The 12935-nt window shown below is 41.3% G+C and carries 12 protein-coding genes; 6 read left to right on the top strand and 6 right to left on the bottom strand.

All coding sequences use genetic code 11. The features are described 5' to 3' along the window. The first annotated feature begins 214 nt into the window (after positions 1-214). Positions 215-1381: a CynX/NimT family MFS transporter gene (locus FTT72_RS04285; RefSeq protein WP_257233397.1), complete on the top strand. Its 1167-nt coding sequence runs from the start codon at positions 215-217 to the stop codon at positions 1379-1381. A 32-nt stretch (positions 1382-1413) separates the two neighbouring features. Here the strand turns inward: FTT72_RS04285 and FTT72_RS04290 are convergent, their stop codons facing one another. Then, complete coding sequence (locus tag FTT72_RS04290) at positions 1414-1869, bottom strand: DUF441 domain-containing protein (protein ID WP_180003104.1); 456 nt, start codon at positions 1867-1869, stop codon at positions 1414-1416. 151 nt (positions 1870-2020) lie between these two features. Between FTT72_RS04290 and FTT72_RS04295 the strand changes: the two genes are divergently transcribed. Next, a complete protein-coding gene (locus tag FTT72_RS04295) occupies positions 2021-2740 on the top strand; it encodes a pseudouridine synthase (protein ID WP_180007350.1) in 720 nt (239 codons plus the stop codon). Between the two features lie 133 nt (positions 2741-2873). Here FTT72_RS04295 and FTT72_RS04300 read toward each other — a convergent pair whose 3' ends face one another. The 3 genes from FTT72_RS04300 to FTT72_RS04310 all read right to left on the bottom strand — a co-directional run bounded on the left by FTT72_RS04300 (position 2874) and on the right by FTT72_RS04310 (position 4781). After that, the gene (locus FTT72_RS04300) at positions 2874-3317 is read right to left on the bottom strand and encodes a GNAT family N-acetyltransferase (protein WP_168378877.1); all 444 of its coding nucleotides are present in this window, start codon (positions 3315-3317) and stop codon (positions 2874-2876) included. 98 nt (positions 3318-3415) lie between these two features. Beyond that, entirely contained in the window at positions 3416-3763 is a 348-nt protein-coding gene (locus FTT72_RS04305) for a type II toxin-antitoxin system RelB/DinJ family antitoxin (RefSeq protein ID WP_078189014.1), read from the bottom strand. A gap of 112 nt (positions 3764-3875) precedes the next feature. After that, positions 3876-4781 (bottom strand): pseudouridine synthase, encoded by a 906-nt coding sequence (locus tag FTT72_RS04310; protein ID WP_180007349.1) that lies wholly within the window; start codon positions 4779-4781, stop codon positions 3876-3878. Between the two features lie 135 nt (positions 4782-4916). Here FTT72_RS04310 and tsaE point away from each other — a divergent pair, with 135 nt between their 5' ends. The 4 genes from tsaE to hfq all read left to right on the top strand — a co-directional run bounded on the left by tsaE (position 4917) and on the right by hfq (position 8954). Next, the gene (gene tsaE / locus FTT72_RS04315) at positions 4917-5396 is read left to right on the top strand and encodes a tRNA (adenosine(37)-N6)-threonylcarbamoyltransferase complex ATPase subunit type 1 TsaE (protein ID WP_180007348.1); all 480 of its coding nucleotides are present in this window, start codon (positions 4917-4919) and stop codon (positions 5394-5396) included. Further along, positions 5386-7398, top strand: coding sequence for a DNA mismatch repair endonuclease MutL (gene mutL, locus FTT72_RS04320; RefSeq protein WP_180177925.1), 2013 nt, complete (start codon positions 5386-5388; stop codon positions 7396-7398). The genes tsaE and mutL overlap by 11 nt, the downstream gene beginning before the upstream one ends. 6 nt (positions 7399-7404) lie before the next feature. Continuing rightward, positions 7405-8349, top strand: a complete 945-nt coding sequence (gene miaA, locus FTT72_RS04325) for a tRNA (adenosine(37)-N6)-dimethylallyltransferase MiaA (protein WP_180163938.1) — start codon at positions 7405-7407, stop codon at positions 8347-8349. Positions 8350-8441: 92 nt separating this feature from the next. Then, positions 8442-8954: an RNA chaperone Hfq gene (gene hfq, locus FTT72_RS04330; RefSeq protein ID WP_180007345.1), complete on the top strand. Its 513-nt coding sequence runs from the start codon at positions 8442-8444 to the stop codon at positions 8952-8954. A gap of 169 nt (positions 8955-9123) precedes the next feature. Here the strand turns inward: hfq and FTT72_RS04335 are convergent, their stop codons facing one another. Further along, positions 9124-10431 carry a peptidylprolyl isomerase gene (locus tag FTT72_RS04335; RefSeq protein WP_180163942.1) on the bottom strand — a complete coding sequence of 436 codons (1308 nt, stop codon included), beginning with the start codon at positions 10429-10431 and terminating at the stop codon, positions 9124-9126. Next, positions 10431-12911: an LPS-assembly protein LptD gene (locus tag FTT72_RS04340; protein WP_168378884.1), complete on the bottom strand. Its 2481-nt coding sequence runs from the start codon at positions 12909-12911 to the stop codon at positions 10431-10433. The genes FTT72_RS04335 and FTT72_RS04340 overlap by 1 nt, the downstream gene beginning before the upstream one ends. Positions 12912-12935 lie beyond the last annotated feature (24 nt).

Here is a 12935-nt window from a genome sequence, read left to right on the forward strand (position 1 = left end):
GGGAATACGTGTTGTCTCAAACAATTGCAGATGACATCACGGAATATCATTGTTTAATTTAAATCAAAGTGCGCTTAGCATGTGACGGTGCAAGATGATTAAATAATTGAAAAATCATCTAAGGTCATTTGTTTTTTGACTCAAAATAATATTTTGAATTGTTAAGCTGTGCACTATTGCATGGCGAAAAGAGCATGACAATTCAATGAAAGGGATGTCAAAAGATTTATTCATTATTGCGGCAGGTTTTGTTGCTGCAATGCATATCGGGAAATTACCGCCCGCAATACCTGTATTACAACAGCAACTTGGTATTAGCTTTATTCAGTCTGGTTTATTGCTCTCACTAGTACAGGGTGCAGGAATGTGCTTTGCATTGTTGATTGGTAGTTATATCCAAAAAATTGGATTTAAACTGTGTATCTTATTGGGCTTAAGTCTATTGACGATAGCAAGTGCATGGGGGAGCTTTGCACAAAGCTTTGATGTCTTGTTGCTACTGCGTGTCATAGAAGGATTTGGCTTCTTATTGGTGACACTCACAGGGCCTGCATTTATCCGTCAGCTTGTACCGCTACAGCACATCAGCGCAAAGATGGGGCTGTGGAGTGCCTATATGGGTGGAGGTATGGGCATTGCCTTATTGGTTGCGCCATTTCTAATTGCTCAATATGGTTGGAGTGTGGTTTGGCTCAGTTTCGCTATGATTACTGCAGCATTACTACTCTGTATCGCTATGTTTATTCCTCAGCCTAATGTGGCGCTGAATACAACACCTATTATTGGTCTCATTCGGGATACTCTGAAACATCCTGCAGCATGGCTTTTGGCGCTCATTTTTGGGACATATGCAGGGCAGTGGTTTGCATTGGTGGGCTTCTTACCGATGATTTATGCCCAAAACCAAATTTCAGCAGAACTGGCGGGTGCTTTAACAGCCAGTGTTGCCGTTGCGAATGCTGTGGGCACATGGGGGTGTGGACTGCTATTACAGCGTGGTTTTCAAGCTAAAACTTTAGTCCAACTGGGTTTTGCTGTTTTGATCATTTGCGCCTTAGGGTTTTATCTCTCTAAAGATGCGTTACCTTTTTTACTGCAATATTTAACGGTGTTTAGTTTTTCGCTTTTTGGAGGCTTGGTTGCTGCGACGGTCTTTGCGCAAGCACTGCATTTTGCACCTTATCCTGCGGCAATTAGTACGACGGTCGGCATGATTTTACAATGCTCTGCCATATCACAATTTGTTCTGCCACCTGTGATTGCCACTGTGGTTTCACAAACTGGCGCGTGGTTTTGGGCGGGGATCTTGATGTCAGCATTATCATTCGTTGGAATCATGCTTAGTCGACGTTTATTTCAAATGCAGCATGGCTCAAATTAAAATTTTGTTAAACCGCTATGTCAGCAACGGCCTTATTGTTTAATCCCAATCAGTAGCGACAAGATGCCTGCTGCAATGAGTGGGCCGACAGGTACACCACGCAGCATGGCAACACCTGCGACTGTCCCAATCAATAGTCCGGCAACCACATCTGGCTGATTGGACATCAGTTTGACACCACGTCCGCCTAGCCATGCGACAAAGATGCCAATGGCGATTGCGACGAGGGATTTCCAACTTAAAAAGGATTTTAAAATCGAATCACCGGGTATTTTTCCGCTAGCGATCGGCGTGAGTACGCCAATGGTTAAAATAATAATGCCAATGTTTAAGCCATATTGTTGCAGATAGGGGAAAAATTCACTTAAAGGCGTGATGCGGAAAATAATCAAGACACCTGCTGCTATGGTGATCGCTGTATTGTGGCTAAAGATGCCACAAGCCAATAACACCAATAACACGATCAGATTTAAATCCAACTGAGACATAGGATATTCGTGAGAAACTTCAATAAATAATCAATAGTGTAGCGCAGAAACATTAAAAACTGGCGTTCAAGATTATTTCCGCTATTTTTCCTGCAAGTTGGCTCGTGGTTCAGTATAAAATAGCAATATATGGTGTTTATTAGGTTGTTCTATGTTTTTGGAAAAAATGCTGCAATCACAAGGTTTTGGTTCGCGTAAATATTGCCAACAGTTGATTAAAAATGGTGCGGTCGAAATACACGGTGAGATTGTAGATAATCCAAAGCAAAAGCTGGACTTGAATGATTTAACTTACAGTGTGCATGGACAGGACTATACCTATCGTGAGCATGTTTATATCGCGTTAAATAAACCTCAAGGTTATGAATGTTCGCATCAGGCAACCCATCATTTTAGTGTTTTTGAATTATTTGATGATGTGCTGTTAAATCGTGGTCTGCAATGCGTCGGGCGACTGGATCAAGACACCACTGGACTGTTGCTGCTCACGGATGATGGTCAATATCTACAAGCGCTTACACACCCTAAAAAGCATGTTGCCAAAGTGTATTCGATGCATACCGCAGATCCTGTGACACCTGAGCAAATACAACAATTAGAACAAGGCGTGGAGCTTCGAAACGAAAAAGGCATTTTCGCTGCAACCGATGTACAGCTATTGGCTTCACATCAATTGCAAATGACTGTCCATCAAGGGGTATATCATCAAGTGAAGCGGATGTTGGCGGCTGTCGGCAATAAAGTTGAAACATTACATCGTGCTCAAATAGGACAATTAAAGCTTGAAGATATTGCTGAGGGTGAATGGATCTATTTGAATGCAGCGCAAATTGAACAATCGAAATTTCGTGAAAATCTAAATTCACAGTAATAGGTACAGGGCTTTGATACGTCATCATTTGAAGGATGAATGTGCGGTATTAAAGCCCATAAATATGTCTGCTAATTATTTAAAGATGCGTTTCTAATATGCGTTGATTGTGTATTTAACGTCGAGCAAGGCATTAGCGAATAAAGTAATGATAAGTTTGAAATTCATCATCTTTAATGAAGCCCATCGATTCATAGAGCTGATGTGAGTGATAGTTATTTTTTTGAGTTTCGAGGCTGATTCGAAGCGCACCTTCATGTTGAGCAAAGAGAACCGCGGTATCGATCAATTGTTTGGCTGAACCCTGACGACGATATACAGGGCTGACATAGACATCATCTAAAATATAGTAGGTTGAACAAGCCACAGATGAAAAGCCCAAATACAGTAAGATAAACCCAGTAATCACATCATCTTTTAAGCAAATAAAAATTACGCTTTCATTATTTTCAAAACGTTGTCTTAGAAATTTATATGAGATATCAAGATTAGAAGAGGTGCCATAAAATTGGCGATATTCATCAAATAAAACAGCAAGTGGATGAAGGTCTGCTTCTGTTGCGCGTCGAACGATCATTTTTTTCTATACTCCATGCTATTTTTATCAGTCTTGCATGAAGCATATCGAATTTTCGAAATTGGTTGATTTATAAATTGTTTATAAATGCGACAGTGTTAAGTTTTGTCACCTTCACCCAAAATTGCATTGAGCTCTTCAAACAAGTCGAGATGATCATCATCTAATAATGGATCATTATTTAAAATTTCTAATTCCGCAGGGCTAATTTCAGTGGTTGAAATGGCTTGGGCTTCTTGTTGTTTTAATTTGCGTAACTTAATCAATTGTTCAATATTGATATTTTGGTTTTCAATAGAGAAGGGGATTGATTTGGTTAAAACAACTTGTTTAAAGAATAGACGTACAGCCTGTGCAGGTGTAATGCCTAATTGTTTAAACACGGCAAAGGCCTGTTTCTTTTCCTGTGAATCGAGGCGGATTTGGTAGACTTCAGTTTTTCTCATATTCTTAGAAAGCTTTAAAATACTTAACTTTTCGCATTTATTCTAATCAAAACTGTTTTAAATTCAAGAAAGTTTGGCAGTATTTTATCAATTTAATGTAATGACAATCGATTTACAGTGTCAATTCATAGGCAGAACTGAATTGAAAAGCCTGCTCTGTCACAGGATCGATAAACTCAAGATGTTTCGCAAGTAGTTGTAAAGGTTGGCTGAAATCGTCATCTGCCTTATGTTGTACTACTGGATAAAAGGGGTCATTTTGAATTGGAATGCCCAAAGCATTTAAATGTACACGAAGTTGGTGTTGCTTGCCGGTATGGGGATTTAATTCATACTTAGCGCGGTTTCCATGCTGCTGGATCAGCTGAATGAAGGTTTCGCTGTTAGGTTCACCATCTACTATTTGCATTGTATAAAAAGGTTGACCTTTTTCCATGCGATAGCGAGTTGTGATTGGGAAATTTAATTCATCTCGATAAGCTGCAATGGCATGATAGGTTTTTTGAACGTTTCGAGTGGCAAACATTTGTTGATACAGCCCACGGCTTTCGACACATTTGGAAAACAGCACCACACCTGCAGTTTCACGGTCTAAACGATGAATCGGCGTTAGCTGTTCAAGCTGCGTTTGTTTTTTGAGTCGAACCAATAAGGTTTCTTGTACATACTGACCGGTTGGACTCATGGTGAGAAAATGTGGTTTATCGACCACAATGAAATGATCATTTTCAAACAAAATCTGATGCTCAAAAGGAACATGGATTTCATGCGCTAAGAATCGATAATAATAAACATGACGATTGGCTTCAAAAGGACTGTCTATCGTTAAAACGTCACCATTTGCGGCATAGACCAATCCATCCTTAAATCGTTGTTGCCACTCTGCTGCTTGGATATGAGGAAATTGTTCACACAAATATGCATAGACGGTAGAGGCTTGCGTGTGTTGACCGTCAAGGAAGACTTTGCTGGCACTAACACCATTGATCATTGGGGGAGTAAATTCAAAACTGTGCATGAAGAAAGATCTAAAAACTGAGCAAATAAAGCAGAGAACACATCATGAAAAATGCTCAATCTGTAGTGTGAACATATCCATTTTAGCCAGTGCGATGCTATCATATTTAATTCTTATGTACATGTTGTGAGTAATATGCAGTATTCATTCAGTCTGGAACTTAATAGTGAAGTCGATACCCAAAACTTAGCTACCGTACTGGCGACGCATTTTACGACGGGTGTAGCGTATTTAATTGGTGACTTGGGTGCAGGAAAGACCACGTTAACACGTTATTTTTTACAACACTTGGGTCATCAAGGTGCGGTAAAAAGTCCAACCTATACATTAGTTGAACCTTACAATATTCAAGGACAAGATATTTTTCATTTTGATTTATATCGTCTGAATGACCCTTATGAGCTTGAACTTATGGGTATCCGTGATTATTTAGAAACGCCGAACGCCCTATTTTTATTTGAATGGCCATCTAAAGGGGGCGACGAAATCCCTGAGGCTGATTTAATTATTAATATTGAAAAGTCTGCGGATGAAACCACCCGTACAGCGACTTTAAGCTCTTCTTCAGAAACTTTGCAAAACGCTTTGGAGCAAAAATTTAACCATGCTGAATGAAATCAGTGCCCGCCGCATTCGAACGCTTGATCCTGCCTTAGCCAACCAAATTGCCGCAGGGGAAGTGATTGAACGTCCTGCTTCTGTGGTCAAAGAATTACTGGAAAATGCCATTGATGCAGGGGCGACTGAGCTGATTGTTCGTATTGAACAAGGCGGCAGTACACTGATTGAAATAATAGACAATGGTCGGGGTATTCACCCTGAAGATCTACCTTTGGCGGTCATGCGCCATGCCACAAGTAAAATCCAAACTGCTGAAGATTTGCATGCCATTGTAAGTCTAGGTTTTCGTGGGGAAGCCTTGGCTTCGATCGCTGCGGTGTCTCGTTTGACATTGACCAGTAGCCAAAATGATGACGGTGTAGGCTATCAGGTCGAAGTAAATGGCACCGCATTTGATTCGCAAGAAATTCAGCCTGTGGCAGCGACGCAAGGCACCACCATCCGTGTGCAAGATTTATTTTTTAATGTGCCTGCACGGCGTAAGTTCCTCAAAAAACCGGGGACTGAGTTTGGACATATCGAAGAAATTGTCCGTCGTTTGGCACTGACCCATTTTGATATACGTTTTGTCCTTGAGCATAACAATAGTATTAAGCTGAACTTGCCTATTGCAGACAGTGGTACGCTGCGTTTTCAGCGGGTACAACAATTATTAGGCCGTCAATTTACTGAAAATGCGTACTGGATAGATGCTGATAGCGTCAATATGCGTCTCAGTGGTTGGTTAGGCCATCCTTCAGATGCACGTGCGCAGGCCGATATGCAATATGTCTATGTGAATGGACGTATCGTAAAAGACAAGACCGTTTCACATGCACTTCGCATGGCTTATGACGGTATTTTGCATGGGCATCAACATGCCGCTTATTTGTTGTTTATGGAAGTTGATCCAGAAAATATCGATGTGAATGTGCATCCGACCAAGCATGAAATTCGGTTTCTAAATCAACGTGAAGTACATGAGTTTGTCCGCCATTTTGCCAAATCGACATTAGCGCAATTTCAAACCGCGACCGCCGAATTGTCATCTGCAATGAAACTTGATGGGCAGGCACACGAAAATATTATTCCGCAGCCGCGTCATCAGGAACAATTTTCATTACATCAACCTCAGCCAGTTGCAGAGCAAGGCACAAATTTTGTCAGTCCAGAGATCGCGGGCGGGCTTACTGATTTTAGTTCGCCGGCTGCTGTGCAATATGCTTCAAATCATGCGTCAACAGGGCAAGAAGGGTATACACAGCAAAATTCAAATGCATCGAACAATAGCGCCGGATATCAGTCAAATATAGGGGGTTCCAGACAGCTCAATAATGCATTGCAAAGTTATTTAGCGCCTTTACGTCAAACTGAGTCTACAAATGATCCTGATACTTCTTTGGCTGAACATATTCAGCAGAAAGTCGATGAGCATCCTTTGGGGATTGCCATTGCGCAATTGCATGGTATTTATATTTTGGCCCAAAACACCGAAGGTTTAATCATTGTTGATATGCATGCTGCGCATGAGCGCATCGTTTTACAACAAATGAAAACGGCTTGGGATAAACCTGAGTTTTGGACATCACAGCAATTGCTGATTCCTAAAGTCGTCAGTATCAGTCGGATGCAAGCGATGCGCGTCGATGAGCTCAAAGAACAATTGGCACACCTAGGTTTAGAAATAGATCAATATGGCGATGAGCAAGTTATTGTCCGAGGTGTTCCTGCCATTTTGCATAAAGCAGACTTTGATGCGTTGATCCCAGATTTATTAAATGATTTAGACCCAAGTGATCAGGTTGCAGGGTTACTACAAAAGCGCGATCAAATATTGGCAGGCATGGCCTGTCACGGCGCTGTACGCGCACACCGTATTTTAAGTCTATCTGAAATGAATGCATTACTGCGTCAGATGGAACAAACTGAATTTGCCAGCCAATGTAACCATGGACGTCCGACGTGGCGTGCGTTTCCATTGGCACAGCTAGATAAACTTTTTGCTCGGGGAGAGTAGTTTTACATGTCAAATCAATTGCCGGTCATCAACTTAATGGGACCAACTGCAAGCGGTAAAACCGCCTTGGCATGTGAGTTATACGAGCAAGGTGGATTCGAATTAATTTCAGTCGATTCTGCTTTGGTTTTTCAGGATATGGATATTGGTACGGCCAAGCCGAGTAAAGCTGAGTTGGAGAAATATCCACATCATTTGATTGATATTATCAGTCCGCTAGAAGTGTATTCGGCAGCGAACTTTGTGGAAGATGCCTGTGTGCTGATTGATGATATGCATGCACGAGGTAAAACACCGATATTAGTCGGTGGTACGATGTTGTATTACAAGGCTTTATTGGAAGGGTTGTCTTCAAATTTACCAAGTGCAGACTATGCTGTACGTGCTGAAATTGAAGCCAAAGCTGAGTCGCAAGGTTGGGATGCTGTATATGCAGAATTGTGCCATGTCGACCCATTGGCAGGTGAAAAATTTAAACCGAGTGATAAGCAACGAATTATCCGTGCGCTCGAAGTTTTTAAGTTAACCGGTAAACCCATTACGCAGTTACAAGCTGAGCAACCTAAAAACGTACCATACCGATACAATTTTCATAATTACGCATTATTGCCCGACCGATTAGAATTACATGAGCGTATAGCTCGACGTCTAAAAATAATGTGGGAAATTGGATTTTTAAATGAAGTGAAAGCTCTCATTGAAAAATACGATTTAGATGAAAATTTACCCTCTATGCGCTCAGTTGGATATCGTCAAGCTTTAGATTTTTTGAAAAATAGTGATCAAAGTAGCGAAAAACAGCGTGAAATGGAGGATAAGGCACTTTTTGCAACACGACAACTTGCAAAACGTCAATATACTTGGTTAAGATCTTTGCAAGAAACGCATAAATTTACTACATATTTAACTGCGCAGCAGGCTCAAGAAGACTTGCGAAAGTGCTACGGATAAAGCAAAATTTACAGACTACCTTTTTGATAATTTTTAATTGAAAAGTAAAGGTAGCTTTTGCGCTGATTTTTATTATTTTTTGGAGTTATAACATGTCTAAAGGTCAAACTTTACAAGATCCGTTCTTAAATTCTCTCCGTAAAGAACGTATTCCAGTGTCGATCTTCCTTGTAAACGGTATTAAATTGCAAGGTCATATTGAATCTTTCGACCAATACGTTGTTTTATTAAAAAATACTGTAAGCCAAATGGTTTACAAACACGCTATTTCAACTGTTGTTCCAGCACGTAACCCACGTCCTGCTGGTGCTCCTGCTGGTGCTCAAGGCGCTGCTGGCTTCGGTGGTCAACAAGGCGGCTTCGGCGGTGGTCAACAAGGCGGCTTCGGTGGTCAAGGTGGCTTCGGTGGTCAAGGTGGCTTCGGTGGTCAAAGTGGCTTTGGTGGTCAAGGTGGCTTCGGTGGTCAAGGTGGCTTCGGTGGTCAAGGTGGCTTTGGTGGTCAAGGTGGCTTCGGCGGTCAAAGTGGCTTCGGCGGTCAAAATGCTGGTTTTGATGGCGAAACTAAATTTGAAGATGCTCAAGACGACGAAAACAACAATCGTTAATTGAGTTAAAAAAACCTCCCAAATGGGAGGTTTTTTTTGCCTATAAAAAGAGTAGATGGTTTAAATACTGGTTTTTTAATAATTACTACAACTAATAATTACTACAACGCTGAATAATGATAAGAATCGACATAAAAAACCAGCCGAAGCTGGTTTTTTGTTTATTCACTTATTTCTTTTTACGATCTAGAGCAGGGTCTTTAATTTCAACATAGGCATTGTTGCGAATTTCACGTAACCAGCTGTCCAGTTCAGTGTCAAATTGACGCTCACCTAAAATCTGACGTGCCATACGTTCTTGTACTTCATGTGTCATGTCTTGTTGACGTGTATCGGTCACTTGCAGGATATGCCAACCAAACTGAGATTGGAAGGGTTTGCTGATTTCACCTTTCGCAGTTGATTTCATCATCGCTTCAAATTCTGGAACCATAACACCTGGGCTAACCCAACCTAAACTACCACCATTGGCAGCAGAACCTGTGTCATTCGAGAATGTTGAAGCCAAGACTGCAAAATCTTCACCTTTTTGCAGGCGGTTATACAAGCTGTCGATCATTTGTTTTGCGTTTTCAGGACTCACCACTTCAGATGGTTGAATCAAGATATGGCGAGTTTGGTATTGAGGAACAATGGCTTTTTGTTCGCCACCTTTACGGTCGACTAATTTTAAAACATGAACGCCATCACGTACTGAAATCAGTTCAGTGGTTTGACCGACTTGTAAAGGTGCTACACGTGCAGCAAGCTCATCTGGAATATCAGATAAGTTGCGGAAGCCCATATCTGCACCGTCAACTTTAATGTCTTTAGTGCTGTATTTGCTGGTAATTGCTTTAACATCGTTACTTGCTGCCAGTTCTTTACGAATGTCTTCCGCGATTTTAACGGCATTATCACTGCTAGCAACGCGTACATGTAAGACATGAACTTGATTACCTAGTGCTGCTTGACCTTGTGGTGAGCTTAAGAAGTTTTTCACATCTTGGTCACTGATTTGAATGCGAGAAGTGACTAACTGTTGGCGTAGGCGTTGTAACGCGATGTCTTCAGCGATACGTGCACGTAAACCAGCATAGGTATTTGGTGCAACAGCATCTAATTTTTGCTGAAACGCTTCTAAGCTTGGAGAACCTGCGTCTTTTGCAACTTTAAGTACGGCTTCATTGAGCGATTTTTCATCCGCTTTGACGTTATAGCGTTTCACTTGTTCAAGCTGTGCTTGGCGCGTAATCAGCTGTTCTAAAGCTTGTTGCTGCAAGTATTCGGTCGGTGGGACGGTTTGTTTTTTTGCTTGAAGTTGGTGAGTAATTTCGGCAATGCTTTGATCAAGATCACTACGTAGAATCACGCTATTGTCAACGACAGCTACAATTTCATCTTTAGGTTGCGCAGCAGCAAATACAGATACAGAAGTCGATAGGCAAAGTGCCAAAGCTGACGCTTTAAAAATTTGTTTTAACTGTTTTGTCTTCATTAACGTTCTGTCCAAGATTGATTAATATTGTTAAAACCCAACACTCGGTTTTCAAGCAAAGAGGTTAATTTATTGTTGAAGCCACCTAAACCTTTTAGGGTGAACTCCGCCATAATGGCACGTTTTGGTTTAACATCTGAAGATGTTACATCATCTAAATCGTTATAGTACGAACGACCATAAACTGAAACACCCCAGCAGCATGACTCGTAGTTCACACCAAGTAAATATTCACGCGCAATACTGTTGTCGAGGTCATATTGTGCATGACCGATAATACGCCAGTTATTGTGAATAGGTTGAATAAACGATGCTACTGCTTGGTCATAGCTGTCTTGGCGGTTCGGAATGTCTTTACGATAGAAATAACCGACATTGTATAAATTGCCTTTATTTCCTGTGTAATACATTTGAATATCGCGCTGAGCATTATCACCATTCGCCATCCATGCAGAATTGGCATTGACACTGATGCTGTCAGATAGCTGGCTAGAAATGCTCACGACAGGGCCAGTATGGCGTTCGGTATCAAATTTATCAGAGACGTTGTTTAGCGTGACGCGGCGGTCTTCAAAATAGAAACTTTGACCAACGCTAGCTTTTAAACGCTCAAGACCTACATCATCAAATAAACTATAGCTTAAACCTAGAGATGCGAAGTTGTTGTCTTCTAAACGGTCATTACCGTAGAAACGACGCGGGCTAAACAACTGGTCATAGTTAATTGATGCTGTGGTTGAGTCAAAGTTTGGGTTAGTGTCTTGGTTTTTGTATGGAGAATACGCGTAGAAGAAACGTGGCGTTAAAGTTTGTAGATAACGACCTTCGCGCTCCATCACAAGACCCGCATCTAAAGTAAATTGCGGTACAATGACCGATTTACTTTCACTACTAGAGTGATTGTTATTTGTATTGGCACGATCAACAGTATCTTGATCGTAAATCGTGTTTACGTTACGAATAGACACTTCTGGAATTACAAAAGACCATGGGTTACGATAGTTATAACGCACACTAAAGTCGTTATAAATACGTGCACCACTTGGCTCATACATTGTCGCATCACTATTGTTTTGCGGAATATTATCGCCACGCAGATTCTTTTTAAAATATGCTGTATCGTTGTTAAATTCGTACTGTAAGCCGAGCGGATTACCAGTCTTGTAGTTCAGTAGGAATTGCGGCAAGCGCGCATACGGACGGTCTTCATCACTGACAGTTTTATCCAGTGTTTGGAAGTCTTCAACTTTAAGCTGTGCTTTTAGGCCGGGGATACCATTTTTATAATTGAGTTCCCATGCACGGCGTAAGTTCAGGTCAGTTTTTGAGTTTGGATTATTATTGAGATCTGAGAAATAGTCTTTATCAGATGCATAGTTATATTCTAAATTTGTCGTGAATTGATCGTTAATTTTCCAGTTATGGAGGAAATGTAAGTCTTTACGATCTTGATCGTCATACTTTTGGTCGGATGGTAAATAACCACCCCACACCATCCCTGAACCAAAGTTTTTGGTCAAATAACGGAATTCACCTTCCATCATTGCGCCACGGTCTGCAATATAACGTGGTGTTACCGTAGCATCATAGTTTGGCGCAAGGTTTAAATATACAGGTACTGCAAGCTCAATACCACCGTCATTGGTAAAACCAAAGCTCGGGGTCAAAATACCAGTGGTACGACGGTCATCAATCGGGAAGTTGAAATAGGGCACAGCCATCACAGGTACGTTTTTTACATATAATGTTGTACCTTTGGTTTCACCGCGGCCAGTTTCTTGATTCAGCTTAATTTTGTCTGCTTGAATTTTCCACGTTGGTTTTTCATCGGGTGGACAAGTGGTATAAACCGCATTTTCTAATTCTAGGGTTTCTGTTGAAGTGCGCGAAATTTTTTCAGCACGACCATGCGCATGCTGCTGTTCAGCAATAAAGAAACTGTTATTTAAATCACCTTGTTGGGTTTTTAAATTGTAATCAATTGAATCGCTTTGAGAAATTAGCCCAGACTGCGCCATTTGCACGCGGCCAGAAGCATTGGCGTAGGTTTGGGTTTTATCAATTTTGATTTGATCGGCACGAATTTGACGACCTTCTTGGTCAATCAGAACATTACCTTCAAGAATGGAGTCGCCATTCGGGTCAAAATGACCATAGTCAGCGGTAATGGTAGAGGTTGCATCTTCAGGTGCGACCGCTTTTGTCGTTGGCGCAACAGGGGTAATCCACGTGCCAGTACAAAATGCAGAACTTAATTGATTGGTGTTGCGAATCTGTGCTTCAGGTGCAGACTTATCGACATAATATTGTTCGAAGAACTGCTGCCCAGGATAAGCTTCTGAAATGCTTTGTTTGAGTTGTTCTGTATCGTCATCCGTGGACGGGTTTGAAACAGGTGCTGCATAGCTTGGTAACGAGCTACCACATAGAAGGGTTAAGATCGCAGTCGCTAAAGGATTAAATTTAAACTGATGCTTCATTTGTCTCATTAACCAGGTATGCTT

Origin of the sequence: Acinetobacter sp. YH01005 (assembly GCF_013420465.1) — a bacterium.
Lineage (GTDB): Bacteria > Pseudomonadota > Gammaproteobacteria > Pseudomonadales > Moraxellaceae > Acinetobacter > Acinetobacter amyesii.

Coding starts and splice junctions, on each gene's coding strand:
- hfq (WP_180007345.1), top strand. CDS start 8,442: ATGTCTAAAGGTCAAACTTTACAAGATCCGTTCTTAAATTCTCTCCGT.
- FTT72_RS04290 (WP_180003104.1), bottom strand. CDS start 1,869: ATGTCTCAGTTGGATTTAAATCTGATCGTGTTATTGGTGTTATTGGCT.
- miaA (WP_180163938.1), top strand. CDS start 7,405: ATGTCAAATCAATTGCCGGTCATCAACTTAATGGGACCAACTGCAAGC.
- tsaE (WP_180007348.1), top strand. CDS start 4,917: ATGCAGTATTCATTCAGTCTGGAACTTAATAGTGAAGTCGATACCCAA.
- FTT72_RS04295 (WP_180007350.1), top strand. CDS start 2,021: ATGTTTTTGGAAAAAATGCTGCAATCACAAGGTTTTGGTTCGCGTAAA.
- FTT72_RS04305 (WP_078189014.1), bottom strand. CDS start 3,763: ATGAGAAAAACTGAAGTCTACCAAATCCGCCTCGATTCACAGGAAAAG.
- FTT72_RS04340 (WP_168378884.1), bottom strand. CDS start 12,911: ATGAAGCATCAGTTTAAATTTAATCCTTTAGCGACTGCGATCTTAACC.
- FTT72_RS04335 (WP_180163942.1), bottom strand. CDS start 10,431: ATGAAGACAAAACAGTTAAAACAAATTTTTAAAGCGTCAGCTTTGGCA.
- mutL (WP_180177925.1), top strand. CDS start 5,386: ATGCTGAATGAAATCAGTGCCCGCCGCATTCGAACGCTTGATCCTGCC.
- FTT72_RS04285 (WP_257233397.1), top strand. CDS start 215: ATGTCAAAAGATTTATTCATTATTGCGGCAGGTTTTGTTGCTGCAATG.
- FTT72_RS04310 (WP_180007349.1), bottom strand. CDS start 4,781: ATGCACAGTTTTGAATTTACTCCCCCAATGATCAATGGTGTTAGTGCC.
- FTT72_RS04300 (WP_168378877.1), bottom strand. CDS start 3,317: ATGATCGTTCGACGCGCAACAGAAGCAGACCTTCATCCACTTGCTGTT.